The sequence below is a fragment of the Halalkalibacillus halophilus DSM 18494 genome, from assembly GCF_000423105.1.
In the GTDB taxonomy this organism is placed as follows: Bacteria; Bacillota; Bacilli; order Bacillales; family Alkalibacillaceae; genus Halalkalibacillus; species Halalkalibacillus halophilus.
Map to the genome: position 1 here is coordinate 170,091 of NZ_AUHI01000005.1, position 15,820 is coordinate 185,910.

A 15,820-nucleotide genomic window follows, 5' to 3' on the forward strand; every position below is an offset into this window, starting at 1 on the left:
CTCCTACTTTTAAATAATTAACATCGCATCTCCAAAACTGAAAAACCGGTACCGTTGTTGCACCGCTTCTTTGTAGGCATCTAAAATTAATTCTCTTGAAGCAAATGCACTCACAAGCATAATTAACGTTGATTTTGGCAAGTGAAAATTTGTAATTAGTCCATCAACTGCCTGAAAGTCATATGGGGGATATATAAATATATCAGTCCATCCACTAGTTGCAACAAATTTATGATGATCACGCATAATCGTCTCCAATGTCCTAATCGAAGTGGTTCCTACCGCAATCACTTTTCCACCATTGGCTTTTGTGCGTTCTAACGTTTCGGCCGTACTTTCATCGAGTTGATAGTATTCTGCATGCATATCATGACTTTCAATTGTTTCTACTTGAACAGGGCGAAATGTCCCAAGTCCTACATGCAAAGTTATATATGCAATCTGTACTCCTTTATCTCTCAACTGATCTAGGATATTGTTAGTAAAATGCAAGCCAGCGGTAGGAGCTGCTGCAGAACCTACCTCCTCAGCGTATACTGTTTGATAACGATCCCGGTCTTCTAATTTCTCTTTAATGTATGGAGGGAGCGGCATTTCACCTAATTGATCCAACACTTCTAAGAAAATACCATTATACTCAAACTCAACAATTTTTCCGCCTTGGTCCAGATCTTCCTTACAAGTGGCTTGAAGCATTCCATCACCAAAAGACACGGTTGCACCTGGCTTAAATTTCTTTGCGGGTTTGGCAAGTACTTCCCACGTGTCTCCATCCTTTTGATGAAGGAGTAGCAATTCGATCGTTGCTCCTGTTTCTTCTTTCGTGCCTAGTAAGCGAGCAGGTAAAACTTTTGTATTATTGACTACTAAACAGTCACCCGCTTCTAAGTAATTTACGACCTTAGTAAATTGTTCATTTTGAATCGACTCTTTGTTTCTATCCAGCACCATCATCCTGGAACTCTCTCGTTCCTTAAGAGGTGTTTGGGCAATTAAATCCTCTGGTAATGTAAAATCGAAATCTTCCACTTTCATTTTAACTCGCACTTCCTTTTATCTAAACCTACCGAATATCATAAATAAAACACTTAAGATAATACTAATAATAATCGACGTCACAATTGGGAAATAGATCGTTGTATTTCCTTTTTTAAAAATTAAATCACCTGGTAATCTTCCAAATACAGTCCATACAATACCAATAATGATAAAGATAACACCTAACAAAATAAACAATTTTCCAAAACCAGTCAAGTTTAACGTACCTCCCGGTTAAAATGTTCATACGCTAAATGTGTGGCAACCCTGCCTCTAGGAGTTCTTTGAATATACCCTTCTTGTAATAAATACGGTTCATAAACATCTTCTATAGTCTGAGATTCTTCTCCTATCGTAGCAGCTAACGTATCCACTCCTACGGGGCCACCACGAAATTTATCAATTATACCTAATAAATATTTATGGTCAATATGGTCAAGGCCTGAAGCATCTACTTGTAACATCGTTAGGGCTTTTTTTGCTGTATCTATTGATATAGATGCCTCCCCCTTCACTTGAGCGATATCTCTCACTCGCTTTAATAATCGGTTAGCTATCCTCGGGGTGCCTCTAGATCTAGATGCAATTTCAGATGCAGCCTGATCATTAATTGGATAATCGAAAATCTTTGATGTACGTTCAATAATATATTTTAAATCTTTTTCATTATAAAATTCTAGACGGCTAAGTACACCAAAACGGTCACGTAAAGGGGCAGATAATAATCCGGCTCTTGTTGTAGCTCCTACCAACGTGAAAGGTGGTAGTTCAAGTCGAACTGATCTCGCGCTATCACCTTGACCGATGACAATATCAAGAACGAAATCTTCCATTGCGGGGTATAAAATCTCTTCTACAGACCTTGGTAAACGGTGGATTTCATCTATAAATAGTACATCGCCCGCTTCTAGCGAAGATAGAATAGCCGCTAAATCTCCAGCCCGTTCGACTGCAGGTCCAGAAGTCGTACGAAATTGAACTCCCATCTCATGAGCAATGATGGAAGCTAAAGTTGTTTTACCTAATCCTGGTGGTCCATATAGTAACACATGGTCTAAAGGTTCTTCTCTCATTTTAGCAGCTTCAATGAAAATACTTAGATTTTCCTTGGTTTTATCTTGTCCGATATACTGATCTAAATTAGACGGCCTTAAAGATTGTTCTACATCAACATCTTCTATTTTCTGTTCATTTGAAATCATCCGATCATCCATCATTACACCTACTTTCTATCGCATAAGGATTTGAAGGCCTTTTTTCACTAAATCATCCGTTGATTCGTCAGAATAAGCATGTAGCTTCGTTCGAACTTCATCTGTTTCTCTTTTCGAATATCCTAAAGCCATTAGGGCCTCGACTGCTTCATCTAAAGATCTTGAGCCAGAAGCACCATGTGGTACTTGTTGAACGTCTGTTTCAGTAGCACCATCGCTATACATCCATTCTTGTACTTTACCTTTTAAATCAAGAATCATTTGTCTGGCTGTTTTCTTACCTACACCAGGAAACTTGGTTAAGTACGTATCATTTTCCTGCTCAATTGCTACTGCAAAATCATGTGCAGAAGTTTGACCAACGATACTAAGTGCATTTTTGGGACCAATCCCAGAAACGTTTAGAAGCTTTTTAAATAACTCTTTTTCTTCTTGTTCTTTAAAGCCATATAACAATTGTTGATCTTCTCGTACGTAAAAATACGTATAGACTTTCACTTTTTGATTTAAACGCTCTTGAAAACGCAGTGGATTTGGGCAGATAATTTCATAGCCAATACCTGCTAAATCAATAATAATATATTCATCGGTTACGGTTTCTAACTCGCCATTTATGTAAGCGTACATTGGGTTCCTCCTAAATATGAAAAGCGCTAGCCTTCCGAATACTCATGCTTGCGCGGCAAATCCAGAAAATCACATCGATTCATTTTCCTTTCTTTCTCAAAAAGATGAACAAATGTTCTTCTTTTATTTTAACACAATTTTTTCGTTCTCACCCTAGTAAAATTGAAAAGCAACTCATCCGAAGATGCTCAAAATATTTGACTCTTAAACAAAAAACAGTTTTGAAACTGGATCTAGTTTCAAAACTGGATAACATCTATTAAATATCTATTGCATATTATGGTGTACTTCTTGTACATCATCTAAGTCTTCTAACATCTCAATCAATAAACCCATTGATTCTTGAAGTGAATCCTCAACAGGTGTATACGTATCTGCAATCATAGTAAGCTCAGCTGCAGCTAATGAATATTTATCAGCTAATTCATCTTTTACCTGTTCAAAGTTCTCAGCGGTTGTAAATACTTCAAACACATCTTCATTTGTTTCTACTTCTTCACAACCAGCTTCTATTGCTTCTAACATAAAGTCATCTTCATCCACTTGTAAGTCCGATCGTTCCACGACGATATATCCTTTTCTGTGAAACATAAAAGCTACGCAACCATTTTCTCCAAGATTGCCATTATTTTTATTAAAAGCATGTCTAACTTCTGAAGCAGTACGATTTTTATTATCTGTTAACACATCGACCATTACTGCTACTCCACCAGGACCATATCCCTCATAGGTAAATTCCTCGAAATTTTCTCCATCGACATTACCTGAAGCCTTTTGAATAGCTCTTTCAATATTATCATTTGGCATATTATTTGCCTTTGCTTTATCTACCGCTAAACGCAGGGAAGCATTTGTTTCTAAATCAGATCCACCTTGCTTTGCTGCTACATAAATTTCTTTTGCTAGTTTCATAAAAACTTTCCCGCGCTTCGCATCTTTTGCATTCTTTTTATGTTTTATATTATGCCATTTTGAATGTCCTGCCATAAGAACTCCCCCTTTTTGTTCAGTTCAATAATACTTAATAGAATTAATCTATTAACTCATTCACATTATAAATACGTCCGTTTTCTATTTTTGAAGGGGTTTTAATTAATTGAGTAAGTGCAGAAGCCACTTCCTCAGGGCTTTTCAAATTACCTTGTTCTTTTAAATTCTTAAAATTCTCTACATCTTTGAAGTCATCTTGGTCCGTATTTCGAATTTCCCCTTGCATATCTGTATCCATCACTCCTGGACTAAATGCAATATGGACATCACCATTTTTAAGTTCCTCTGCTTCAAGTGCAGCTGTTTTAGTATACATATTAATTGCTGCCTTCGATGATCCATACACATTCCAACCATAGATCTGTTTTTCTGCTGCACCGGAAGTAATATTAATCACCATCAAATGGTTCGTTTCCACATGCTGCTTTAAAGTATTTACAAGTAACATTGGTGCCGTATAATTAAGCGAAACATGTTTAGCAACCTCAAAGTTTTCCAATGAACCCACTGGACCAATAGGACCTACCATTCCCGCATTATTAATAATTAAGAGTTCTTCAACCTCATGTTTCGCAAGTGTTTTAACTATATCGTGTGATGTTTCACTTAATGCTTCTAAATCACTTAAATCACAAGAGAAGTGAAAATAAGATTTACGATTCTCATTGGCAAAATTTTTGAACTCATTCGTCTTTCTTTTTCGTGAAACCGTTATAACATGATATTCCCCTTCTAATAAATCTTTAGCTACTGCATGTCCTAAGCCTCGCGATGCGCCAGTTACAATTGCAAATTTCATTAGATTTCCCACTCCCTTTTCTTACCTATATTATTCTTTTCGATCTTCAATTCGATTATGAAATTCTCTATCTACAAACACCGTAATGTCAGACCTGTCAGTTATATTTTCCACTACTTGCTTCACTTTTTCAATAGCTACCTCTTCATCTGTGCGTGAAGACATATTAATTGCAACGTAAATTTGGTCTTCTTGTACCGTTATTCCAGCTTGTTTGACCTCATCTAATTCTGTTACTTGCCTATAGATCTCTCGTTCATATTGGGTCACTTCATTTGCTGCATCTGAGTCAGTTGGAGTGGGGTCAGTTTGATCAAGTGTTTGATCGATTTCTCTTTGATCAAAGTACTCTTTAGGATTCGGATATAAGTTATATGTGATTAACTCATCATCACTCACCTTTTCATCTTGTTGCATTTCAGTTGATTGTTCACTATTCGTTAAACTTCCCTCTTTTTCAGGATTAACAAATGTACATGCGCTTAACAAGAATATACTCAAAACAATAATCCATTTATATTTATACATTGAAAAACACCTCCATTTCGTTAGTTTGAAATAAGAGGTGTTATTGCATACATCTATTCTATAGTGAAATGATGGAAATTTGGAGGTGATTTAGGCAAGGCACGTTTATGTGCTGTTTTTTGGTGCATTGTTTCTATAATTTCTGCTTCTTGATCATCAATATCATCCCCATTTAAGAAGGAATCAATGGAATCATAAGAAACACCCATTTCTTGTTCATCTGTCTGGCCTTCCCATAAACCTGCACTAGGATTTTTTTCAATAATTGCATTCGGAACTCCTAATTCTTTTGCTAATTCTCGCACTTCACTTTTTGTATAGTGTAGTAAAGGAACAAGATCTACGCCACCATCTCCATATTTTGTAAAGTAACCCGTATACCATTCTGCTGCATTGTCGGTTCCTACTACTAAATAATTATAATTTGTAGCAATCGTATAAAGTGTAGACATTCTTAATCTTGCTCTTAAATTCGCATCAGCTAATTGTTGATTGGAAGTATTCCATTCATTTTTCTCGTCAATTTGATTTTGGATGTTCGTAAACAAGCCTTGATGTTGTTCTGTTAAGTCAACTTTCACCTTGTCAATTCCACTTTCTTGAACTACTAACATTGCATCTTCTTCATCTTTGCTTTGACTACCACAAGGCATAATCACACCTAATGAACTGTCTGGAAATGCTTTCTTGATTAAATAAGCAACCACTGTAGAATCAATTCCTCCACTTAATCCTACTAATAGACCTTTTGTTTTCGTCTCATCTACAGTTTGTTGTAACCACTTCACTAATTGTTCAACATGTTTTTCCATCCAATAACCCCTTTTTATTTTACTTAGAGGTTATTTTACCATAACTGTTATAAAATTGAGACAATTAGCTCAGGAAGCATTATTGTTTAGTAGTAATAACCTGTAAAACCACATCTAGGAGCTTGAGGTCCATATGGGGCATAAAAATCATAGGAATAATTAGGCTGATAGTATTGATTCGCATAAGGATTGTTAGTGTAATAATTCTGTTGAGTCTGCGTGTAATAAGGGGTAAAGGAATGGTTATTTAGATTGTCCTGATATGGTTTTAATTCTTTATCGGAAATATAGGGCTCATCTTCTCTGATTAATGGCATTGTTTTTGAATATGCTTTACGGGTAGGCTGCTCTACTTTTACACTAGGTACACGAATCTTCATTCCAGTTTGTATGGTCGACTCATTACTAAGATGACGATTAAGCTCTCTAATTGCTTCTGTAGATTGATCATATTTTCTAGCAATAGAATCAATGGTTTCTCCAGTCTTCACAATGTGAAATTTCATAACAAAACTCCTTTCTTCGCCCAAATCTGACGTTACTTTAGCCTATGCTAAAACTAAAATAAGTTGAAAGGTTTTCGTAATAAAATTAAAAAACTCCAACCATTCCAATGATATGTTGGAGTGGTTAGAGCATTTTATTTCGTTATTCATTGATAGGTTATGATTAGAAGTAAATAATTGTCCACCAACTTACTTCCTATTCCATAAATTCAAATTCAAATCCTAACATTCTAACTGTATCCCCATCAGAGGCCCCCCGCTTACGTAACGCTTCATCAATTCCCATGTGACGCATCTGACGAGCAAAACGTCTTACCGACTGGTCTTGATTAAAATCTGTCATTTTAAGCAGGCGCTCTACTTTCGGGCCAGAAACAACGTAAGCACCATCTGGATCACGGGTAATATGGAAGCTGTCATCTTCTTTTTCGTATTTGTAAAGAACACGTTCTTCTTCCTCATTTTCCGATTGATCCGTTTCAAATGTATTTTTGGGGATTTGTTCCAATGTATTTGCAATTTCAAATAGTACATCGCGAATTCCTTCATTTTTAAAGGCAGATATTGGATAGATAGGTAAGTCCTCACCTAGTTGCTCTTTAAATAATTCCAAATGCGCAGGAGCATCTGGCATATCCATTTTATTCGCAACAATAATTTGAGGGCGCTCCATTAGTTTTTCATCATACTGCTTTAATTCTTCGTTAATTGCAATATAATCTTCATATGGATCTCTGCCTTCTAACCCAGACATATCAATTAAATGGACAATAACACGTGTCCGTTCAATATGTCTTAAGAATTGATAACCTAATCCCACACCTTCACTAGCCCCTTGAATTAAACCTGGTAAATCTGCGATGACAAAGCTACGGTCGTCTTCTGTTTGGACCATTCCTAAGTTTGGTGCTAAAGTTGTAAAATGATAATCTGCAATTTTAGGTTTAGCTGCACTAACTACGGAGAGAAAAGTCGATTTACCCACACTCGGAAATCCAACCAATCCAACATCAGCTAAAACTTTCAGCTCTAGTTCAACGTCTAATTCGTCTCCTGGCTCTCCATTTTCAGCAATTTCAGGTGCGCGGTTTCTAGCGTTAGCGAAACGAATGTTTCCACGTCCACCGCGTCCTCCACTAGCAATTGTTGCTTGTTGGCCGTGTTCAACTAAGTCAGCAATAATTTCATTTGTAGATGCATTTCGTACCACCGTACCTGGAGGAACTGGAACAACATATGCATCAGAATTTTTTCCATGCTTCCCTTTACTCATACCGTTTTCACCACGGGTTGCTTTAAAATGACGCTGGTAACGAAAATCCATTAACGTATTTAAGCCTTCATCTACTTCAAATACAACGTCTCCACCATTACCACCATCACCACCAGCTGGTCCTCCCATTGGTTCGTACTTTTCGCGGCGGAATGCTACTATACCGTTACCACCATCACCTGCTTTAACATATACCTTTACGCTATCGACAAACATTCTTTCACCTACTCATATTTAAAGACAAATCGTGTTGCCTTCTCTTCTTGAATAACTTCTTCTCTATGCTTCATATCTTGTAACTTCTGTAGTTGATTTACTTCAAGTTCAGGATCATGCCATTCATACTCTACATACCAACTACCCTCAAAATAAATGTGGACAATTAGTAAAACGGGCTCTTCACTTGATTGATTATAAGTCAACTGATCAATTACAGCCTCACTGTCAGCTACCATAGCCTGATCAAAAGGTTGAATAGCAGCTTCATCTAGTTCCACTTTAAATTGAACGTCAACCAATTTTTCTTGCAATGGAAAAGTTAATAACCATCTAACAAATAGTGGTGCATCTAAAGTTTGCACCAGTCGCTCTTGATTTAATCGCTCAATTAACTGTTGAAGCTTTTCTTGTGAAGCATCATGTTTTCCCATTGTTGCATAACCTTGGACAAGCTGTAAATCATTCATTAAATCATGTCTATACATTCTTAACCACTCTAAAAATTCACTCGAATCCATTCCATGCACCTACCTACAACCATTTATGACTATCATACCATAAATCACTCTGTCATCATTGCCTTTAGACAAAACATGGTTCAAATAAAGTTGGAAGTTTAAAGCATTAAAAAAACCGGCCCTATTAAGAGCCGGTTTACTTTCATTACGCTTCCTGTACTTCAGGATAAACACTTACTTTTTTGCGGTTACGTCCGACACGTTCGAACTTAACAACACCGTCAATTTTAGAGAAAAGTGTATCGTCCCCACCACGACCTACGTTGTGACCAGGGTATACCTTCGTACCTCGCTGGCGATAAAGAATTGAACCACCAGAAACGAGTTGACCGTCAGCACGTTTAGCTCCTAAACGTTTTGACTCAGAATCACGACCGTTTTTTGTACTACCAGTACCTTTTTTCTGTGCGAAGAACTGTAAATCTAAGCGTAGCATTGGCTTGCACCTCCTTATGTTCTTGAGATGGTAATATATTCACTATAATCATTTTCGATTGTTTCAAAAGTAACGATCATACCCATTAACAGTGTTTGAGCTTTTTGAAAAGCCACACCAGTTAATCCTTCTGGTAAATTCATTTTCAGAAATCCACCTTCGTCACCTTGCTCAATGTCAGGTGTACATCCCACAATTGAAATAATTGCATTAACTGCACCAAAAGATACAGCAGAAACTGCTGCACACACTAGATCGTGTCCTTGTGGTCCACTATCTGCATGGCCCGAGAGTTGAAACCCTCGAATCGTATCATCTTCATTTTTAAAAACAATCATTTCAATCATAAAGTAAATTCCTTACACACTGATTTTGTTAATTGTCACTTTAGTATAAGGCTGACGATGACCTTGTTTGCGCTTGTAATTCTTTTTTGGCTTATATTTAAATACTGTAATTTTACGGCCTTTACCATGTTTCTCAACTTGGCCTGTTACAGAAGCACCATCTACGAATGGAGCACCAACTTTTACATTGTCGCCACCAACAAATAGTACTTTGTCGAATGTCACTTCATCTTCCGCATTGAAATCTAACTTTTCAATGAAAATGGACTGACCTTCTTCTACTTTGATTTGTTTACCACCAGTTTCAATAATTGCGTACATCTCTGCACCTCCTCATTTTACTCAGACTCGCCATCGAGGTACTACTAAAGTAGTTTTAAAACCTCTTTTGAGCGGTTGTAGCATACGGGTGCTACGTAAAGCATAACAATATAGATAATAGCACGTTTTAAAAAAGTTTGTCAATATATTTATGAGGTGCTTTATTATCTTTTAATAGCCAAGCTTCATCTCCTATCTTATAAGTTTGAAAGACCTCCTGCAAATCTTCCCCTACGCTTATATAAAGGGAGAAAGTAAATTGGTGCTCTTCGTGAAATGACTTTACTACTTCTTTCCATTTTTGCAATTGATCATGTTCAACTTGTAAGTGTACAGTATCCACTCGCATGGATTGGTACTGAAGTAATTCCTCTTCTAACCAATCTCTATAATAAGTATCCGTTTCAATGAGATTTGACTTCACCCCGAAGAAATCATAAGAAGTCTTATGAACTCGTTTCCTTGTCAGCTGCATTATTCCTAGTTCATTAAAACCTAATATCTTATATGAGATCGGATCGACTTGAAGATGTTCATTTAGCACATCCACGATCTCTTTTTGAGCAGTTTTGTCTTTCATATTAATAAAATCAATCATAATAATACCAGAAAGTTGACGCATTTTTATTTGTTCTGCACACGCTATAGCAGCTTGTTTATTAATATCAATTGCCGTTCTATCTTTATCCAAATTCCCTCTGTATTTATTCATGTTTACATCCAATACAAATAACGCTTCCGTTTGATCCACCGTAACGGATGCTCCCGATGATAAATGGACTTCCCTTTTTGTGAAATGTTCTTTAAGAAGTTGATTGGAATAAGGTTTGCGAAGATAAAAATTTCTGTCATAAATAAGAAGATCCTTTAAGTCTATATACTCCATTTTTAATTGTTGCATATAATTCAAGTCATCACACACAACGGATTCAAGGGAACTCAATGCGCATCTTTGCAAATAGCGGCTGAATAGACTAGTAGACTGATCCAATTTTCGAACCATATTCATCTCATGCATTTTCACCATATTTTGATAGCGCGCTTTCAAGGAGCTTAATTCGGATTGTAAAAATGTTAAATCAACGTGAAAGGCTTTCGTTCTAACGATCAGACCTTCGCTATCCTGGGTTTGATTATTAACAAACTGAACTAGATCAGGGTGTTCATTTTTATCCATTTTCGTTGAATAGTGTAAACCAGGTTCAAAAGGCATATATACAAAATGATCATTTTTAAATTGTATGAGTTGTGTAAATCCTACTTTTTTGCCTTTTGTAGCTAAGCGATTCACCTGTAATAGCACTCTGTTACCTTGTTTGGCTTCAGATTGGTTCTTCAGCTGATGAAATGGTAAATAGCCATGATCTTCCCCACCATAATCAATAAAACAAGCCTTTAAACGATGGTCTACTTGTTTAATTACTGCTGAATACATATCGCCAACTTGAACTTGACCTTTTTCTTGCATATGAAAATCCGTTATATTTCCATTTGTAAGCTCAAGTAACCACTGTTTGTTTGTACGCGTTTGTATATAAACTTTCTTCATTTCTATTTCCCTCTATTTCTCCTAATCGCTGGATCGTACCGTTTGTGAAAATCTCTCGTAATAAATCATCTTCATGTAAAACTTGATAATTACTCACATGAATAAAATGCTCTGAGTCTTTTTTAAATAATTTTAAAGCCGTATGTATACTCGTTTTATTGTCTAAAGTTAAAATGTTAATTCTGGAATATGCTTTTCCCTTATTTAGATAGCGAGATAGTAAATGTTTCCATAAAAATACGTGTTGATTTTTCCAAGTGAACCAATTATCCAATAATAAAAATACAGATAAAAATAGGATCTGCAAATTATACAAGCCATTAATGATGAGTATACCATTAATTATAACTACTAATGTAACAGAAAACATTACCGTAAACTCGATCGATTTAATAAATGATTGAAAGTAACAAGTCACTAGTAAGAGTACCCTTCCTCCATCAAGTGGTAAAATAGGAAGAAGGTTAAATAATAAGATAACAGTATTTACTGCCGCTGCAAAACTGATCAATTCAATTGGTAAACTTGTGTAGGTAAGTATATATATAACCCCATACATCCAGATGTGTTGGAGTGGTCCAAAGAATGTGACGATTAATTCCTCTTTGTTCGAATGATTAAAAAAATCATCTGTTTCCATAACCCCACCTAAGGGCCAGAGAACAATTTTACAAATTCTCCATCCATAATATTTTGCCGCACAAAAATGACCAAGTTCATGTATGCTTACGATGATGATTAAAATTAGAAGTTCCGCAAATAACCCAAGCCAAAATCCTAGAATAGCCAATAGAATGGTAAGTGGATGTAACTGAAATTTAGTTTCCATCCACTTCCCCTACCATTTGTTCTAATGGATCAATATATTCGGTACCCTGTTGCATGCCTAAATATAAATGATGTACGCCGATCTGATCATCGGGTTTTATCGTTGCAATAGAACGATTGGGTTGTACAAACTGATAATGAAAAACATCAATTTCATTTAATTGCCCATAAATGGACTTTTTTCCATCCTCATGTTGAATAATGATTGTTTTACCTGTATCAGACTTATTTCCTGCAAAGATGACGGTTCCACTTTCTAATGGATAAACGTCCTCTTCCTCTTTCACTTCAATCAACAGGCCTTGATTCGCACTTTGAATATTTTCTAACTGAAAACTAGATACAGGAACACCTAGATGATCTGGCGACGATAGGGATTCTTGCTCGTTAAAAGCAGAGGCGAAGAAGAAAGAGTCAAACCTAGCATTGTACCAGCTTTGAATCGTAGCAAAGGGTAAATCCTCTGTTAGCCATGTTTGCACACTTCCATGGGAGCGCTGAACAGTTTCATTTGGTGTTTGAAATAATAAGAAAGTTAATAAAAATACACAGCAGGATAACACGAACTTCACTTTCAACGATTGTTTAAAAGAAGGAAGCTTGTCCATTTCATATGCCGGGTCTGACATTACCCCATGCTTTTCCTCGTCAGTCAAAAAGGACGAGTGTGTGTTTACATGTGGTTTATTTTTGCTAGTCTTACTTTGCTTTCTTTGTTTAATACGATTACGTACTTCTTTTAAATTATTTTGCACCTTCCATCATCCCTTTACTTGTTTGTTCTACTATATTCAGCGCAACAAGCGGTTATGATGAGAAGATAAAAAGAATCGCTTACAACATTGATTTGTAAGCGATTCTCTATTATATATTACAATTCTTATTTTCTTTAATCTGATAGGGAAATGATTAGGTTATTACTTGCCCATTCCTAACATTTTTTTCATTTTAGACATGAAACCTTGCTCTTCATCAAAAGACATTAAAGGAACTGATTCTCCTAAGATTCTACGAGCTATATTTCGATATCCTATCGAAGCTTTGGTATCTGGTTGAAATGCTACCGGATTACCATGATGAGAAGCCTTAATAACATCTTCGTCATCCATAATTACACCAAGTAATTCAACAGATAATGTAGATACAATATCATCTACACTTAACATATCTCCTGAGTCCATCATATGTTTTCTAATTCTATTAATTATTAGGTGAGGAGCTTCGATTTCTTCCTTTTCTAATAAACCAATAATACGATCAGCATCTCGAACACTCGATTTTTCTGGTGTAGTAACCACTATTGCACGGTCTGCACCAGCCACGGCATTTCTATACCCTTGTTCTATTCCAGCGGGACAATCTATTAATATATAATCATAATTTGGCTTTAACTCATCAACGAGTTTTTTAATGCCTTCGGGAGAAACTTCATTCTTATCGCTAGATTGTGCAGCAGGTAATAAATGAAGGCAATCAAACCTTTTATCTTTAACTAAGGCAGCAGAAACTTTACATCTTTCTTCAAGTACATCGACAATATCAAAGATAATTCGATTTTCTAAACCTAAAATCACATCTAAGTTTCTTAATCCAATATCCGTATCAATTAGGCAGACTTTCTTATCTTGTAAGGCAAGAGCAGTACCAACATTTGCTGTAGTGGTTGTTTTCCCAACTCCACCTTTTCCAGATGTAATTACTATTGATTCCCCCATATTAAAATCCCCTTTCTGTAATCTCCACTAAATTCGGACGGATTTTTTGAAGATTATGTACCTCACCTAGTTCGATTTGATAATTCTCTTCATTAATAAATGCAAACTCTCGTTCAGAGCCTTCCACCTCATAATCCGGTGCACGACTAATTTTATCTGCAATTCTTATTTGACTTGGATTCATATGAGCCGCTACGACAACCGCATCAGGATTTTCAGGAAAACCAGCATGCACAATCCCTTTTAATTTTCCTAAGACAAAGATATTACCTGTAGCATTCACAGTTGCACCAGGATTCACATCGCCTACAATTAGGGCATCTCCATCCACTTTTAACACTTGTCCGGAACGGATCGTTTTTACAAAAGTTTTAACAGTAATCGAATCTAACCATTCATTCGCTTCTTTTTTCGTTAACACATTTGATTCTACCGACTTCACTTTCAAATGGCTATTATCTTGAATGATAGCTTTAATATTTTCCTGATCTTCTTTTGTTATAAAGCGATTCTGACAGTTAACTGTAACTGTTGTTGTATTAGTAGATACATCTGTCGTCACTTTTTCTTTAAGTTCCAATAATAGAGATTCAAAATCACAACGATCATCTAAAAATAGAATAATCCCTTCACTGGTTCCTTTCATTGTTAATAATGTTGTTGTTTCAGACAATTTATACCCACCCCATGAAAACAATCATCAAATCTATTTTAACAACTCTTCTTTCCATCTAAAAAGCTTCTTACTAAATATAGGATAAATGATTACTAAAAATACTAGATTAACAAATAGTGTTGGTAGCATTCTATTTATCACAAAATCATTCATCTCCATGCTAACTTGCCCTATTAAAGTATATAAACTAAATATAATAAACTCTGCTATAACGATTGCAACAACCGCCATTAATAATGTTACTAAAAAGTTTTGATGAAAAAACTTCTTGAATGTATGTACTGTATACAAAGCAAGACTGTATGCTAACAAATACACACCTAAAATATTTGTATATACTAAATCTACTAAGAAGGCAAAAATCAAACCATATATTAATCCAGTATAGGAATTTTCTCGGTCATAAAATACAACGATTAATGTTGCAAATATTAAAATCCAATGAGGTATTAAGTAAAAACTACTTAACCACCATTGATCTGGGATTAATCCAATGGCGACACTTTCTAAGACAAGTAAAGTGAAAAGTACTAACGGAAGTAATAAAACCTTCATTACTCTTCCTCCTCATCTATAGAGGGAGAGAAAAGATCACGGTCAATCACCGTCACATTACTGATATTCATTAAATCAGCTGCAGGTTCTACATACCCAATCGTTGTTAAACCGTAAGCATCTAACTCAACTGATGTAACTTCTCCAATCAAAAGCCCTTTTGGAAAGACCCCGCCCATACCTGAGCTAACGACGGTTTGTCCCTCTTCTAATTGGTCTTCATTAGTTAATTCCCGAAAAATTAGTTGTTCTTCTTCAGATTGATAACCTTCAATTAATCCAAAAACAGAATCATTACCTTCCACTACAACCGAAATACGATTATCTACATCGAAGCCACTTAACAATTGTACAGTAGAAGTTAGTTGGGAAGTTTCTATCACTCTCCCAATCAAACCATCACCTGTAGTTACAGCCATATCTTGTGATACTCCATGTTGACTTCCCCGGTTGATCGTTACTTGTTCAAACCAACGTTCAGGACTCCTTGCAATAACAGTTCCATTGATAGATTCATAATCACTAATCGATTCACTCAACTCCGTTAAAGATCGCAGGTCCTCATTCTCATTTTGTAGTTCATTAACTTGATAAGCAAGCGTTTTATAATCTTGCAACTCTTCTTTTAACACCTGGTTTTGGTCGTAAATATTACGGACATCTTGAATGTCGCCTACCACTTCAACAATTGCATTAAAAGGAGTATGTATTAAATTTTGAAAGAAACCTACTGTATCTAACGTAAATTGTGCTGGCAAACTTGATTGGCCTCCACCTCTGATGGAATAGCCAATCAATGCAACAACTAAAATGATACTTGCAAGAAATACTATTAACTTTCTCTTTCTTAAAAAGCCTGGCATAAAAAC

The 15,820-nt window shown here is 36.0% G+C and carries 21 protein-coding genes and 1 other annotated feature; all 21 genes read right to left on the minus strand.

The genetic code is table 11. The annotated features are described in order from the left end of the window. Nucleotides 1-9 precede the first annotated feature (9 nt). Nucleotides 10-1,035: a tRNA preQ1(34) S-adenosylmethionine ribosyltransferase-isomerase QueA gene (queA, locus tag G532_RS0103440; RefSeq protein WP_027963542.1), complete on the minus strand. Its 1,026-nt coding sequence runs from the start codon at nt 1,033-1,035 to the stop codon at nt 10-12. A gap of 18 nt (nt 1,036-1,053) precedes the next feature. After that, a complete protein-coding gene (locus G532_RS0103445; protein WP_027963543.1) occupies nt 1,054-1,254 on the minus strand; it encodes a DUF2905 family protein in 201 nt (66 codons plus the stop codon). A gap of 2 nt (nt 1,255-1,256) precedes the next feature. Beyond that, complete coding sequence (ruvB, locus tag G532_RS0103450; protein WP_027963544.1) at nt 1,257-2,252, minus strand: Holliday junction branch migration DNA helicase RuvB; 996 nt, start codon at nt 2,250-2,252, stop codon at nt 1,257-1,259. 15 nt (nt 2,253-2,267) lie between these two features. Beyond that, a complete protein-coding gene (gene ruvA / locus G532_RS0103455; protein ID WP_027963545.1) occupies nt 2,268-2,879 on the minus strand; it encodes a Holliday junction branch migration protein RuvA in 612 nt (203 codons plus the stop codon). 267 nt (nt 2,880-3,146) lie between these two features. Beyond that, the gene (locus G532_RS0103460) at nt 3,147-3,866 is read right to left on the minus strand and encodes a YebC/PmpR family DNA-binding transcriptional regulator (protein ID WP_027963546.1); all 720 of its coding nucleotides are present in this window, start codon (nt 3,864-3,866) and stop codon (nt 3,147-3,149) included. 43 nt (nt 3,867-3,909) lie between these two features. Beyond that, complete coding sequence (locus G532_RS0103465; protein ID WP_027963547.1) at nt 3,910-4,668, minus strand: (S)-benzoin forming benzil reductase; 759 nt, start codon at nt 4,666-4,668, stop codon at nt 3,910-3,912. A 30-nt stretch (nt 4,669-4,698) separates the two neighbouring features. Next, a complete protein-coding gene (locus G532_RS0103470) occupies nt 4,699-5,196 on the minus strand; it encodes a YhcN/YlaJ family sporulation lipoprotein (RefSeq protein WP_027963548.1) in 498 nt (165 codons plus the stop codon). A gap of 53 nt (nt 5,197-5,249) precedes the next feature. Then, entirely contained in the window at nt 5,250-6,008 is a 759-nt protein-coding gene (gene nadE / locus G532_RS0103475) for an NAD(+) synthase (protein WP_027963549.1), read from the minus strand. A gap of 86 nt (nt 6,009-6,094) precedes the next feature. Further along, nucleotides 6,095-6,514, minus strand: a complete 420-nt coding sequence (locus G532_RS0103480) for a LysM peptidoglycan-binding domain-containing protein (RefSeq protein ID WP_027963550.1) — start codon at nt 6,512-6,514, stop codon at nt 6,095-6,097. A gap of 196 nt (nt 6,515-6,710) precedes the next feature. Further along, entirely contained in the window at nt 6,711-8,003 is a 1,293-nt protein-coding gene (gene obgE, locus G532_RS0103485; protein WP_027963551.1) for a GTPase ObgE, read from the minus strand. 8 nt (nt 8,004-8,011) lie between these two features. Next, nucleotides 8,012-8,524 (minus strand): Spo0B domain-containing protein, encoded by a 513-nt coding sequence (locus G532_RS15580; protein WP_027963552.1) that lies wholly within the window; start codon nt 8,522-8,524, stop codon nt 8,012-8,014. Between the two features lie 145 nt (nt 8,525-8,669). After that, nucleotides 8,670-8,960, minus strand: a complete 291-nt coding sequence (gene rpmA / locus G532_RS0103495) for a 50S ribosomal protein L27 (protein WP_027963553.1) — start codon at nt 8,958-8,960, stop codon at nt 8,670-8,672. Between the two features lie 14 nt (nt 8,961-8,974). Further along, nucleotides 8,975-9,307 carry a ribosomal-processing cysteine protease Prp gene (locus G532_RS0103500; RefSeq protein WP_027963554.1) on the minus strand — a complete coding sequence of 111 codons (333 nt, stop codon included), beginning with the start codon at nt 9,305-9,307 and terminating at the stop codon, nt 8,975-8,977. 12 nt (nt 9,308-9,319) lie between these two features. After that, nucleotides 9,320-9,628, minus strand: a complete 309-nt coding sequence (gene rplU / locus G532_RS0103505) for a 50S ribosomal protein L21 (RefSeq protein WP_027963555.1) — start codon at nt 9,626-9,628, stop codon at nt 9,320-9,322. A gap of 13 nt (nt 9,629-9,641) precedes the next feature. Beyond that, nucleotides 9,642-9,715 (minus strand) — a sequence feature (ribosomal protein L21 leader region). Nucleotides 9,716-9,755: 40 nt separating this feature from the next. Then, on the minus strand, nt 9,756-11,177 hold the full coding sequence (locus G532_RS0103510) for a ribonuclease E/G (RefSeq protein ID WP_027963556.1): 1,422 nt from the start codon (nt 11,175-11,177) through the stop codon (nt 9,756-9,758). Further along, complete coding sequence (locus tag G532_RS0103515) at nt 11,128-12,006, minus strand: site-2 protease family protein (RefSeq protein WP_027963557.1); 879 nt, start codon at nt 12,004-12,006, stop codon at nt 11,128-11,130. Before G532_RS0103515 ends, G532_RS0103510 begins: the two co-directional genes overlap by 50 nt. Then, complete coding sequence (locus tag G532_RS15585) at nt 11,996-12,760, minus strand: M23 family metallopeptidase (protein ID WP_051189038.1); 765 nt, start codon at nt 12,758-12,760, stop codon at nt 11,996-11,998. Before G532_RS15585 ends, G532_RS0103515 begins: the two co-directional genes overlap by 11 nt. Nucleotides 12,761-12,922: 162 nt before the next feature. After that, nucleotides 12,923-13,720, minus strand: a complete 798-nt coding sequence (minD, locus tag G532_RS0103525; protein WP_027963558.1) for a septum site-determining protein MinD — start codon at nt 13,718-13,720, stop codon at nt 12,923-12,925. A 1-nt stretch (nt 13,721) separates the two neighbouring features. Next, complete coding sequence (minC, locus tag G532_RS14680; protein ID WP_051189039.1) at nt 13,722-14,393, minus strand: septum site-determining protein MinC; 672 nt, start codon at nt 14,391-14,393, stop codon at nt 13,722-13,724. A gap of 33 nt (nt 14,394-14,426) precedes the next feature. Beyond that, the gene (mreD, locus tag G532_RS0103535) at nt 14,427-14,951 is read right to left on the minus strand and encodes a rod shape-determining protein MreD (protein WP_027963559.1); all 525 of its coding nucleotides are present in this window, start codon (nt 14,949-14,951) and stop codon (nt 14,427-14,429) included. Further along, on the minus strand, nt 14,951-15,814 hold the full coding sequence (gene mreC, locus G532_RS0103540; protein ID WP_027963560.1) for a rod shape-determining protein MreC: 864 nt from the start codon (nt 15,812-15,814) through the stop codon (nt 14,951-14,953). Before mreC ends, mreD begins: the two co-directional genes overlap by 1 nt. Between the last annotated feature and the right edge of the window lie 6 nt (nt 15,815-15,820).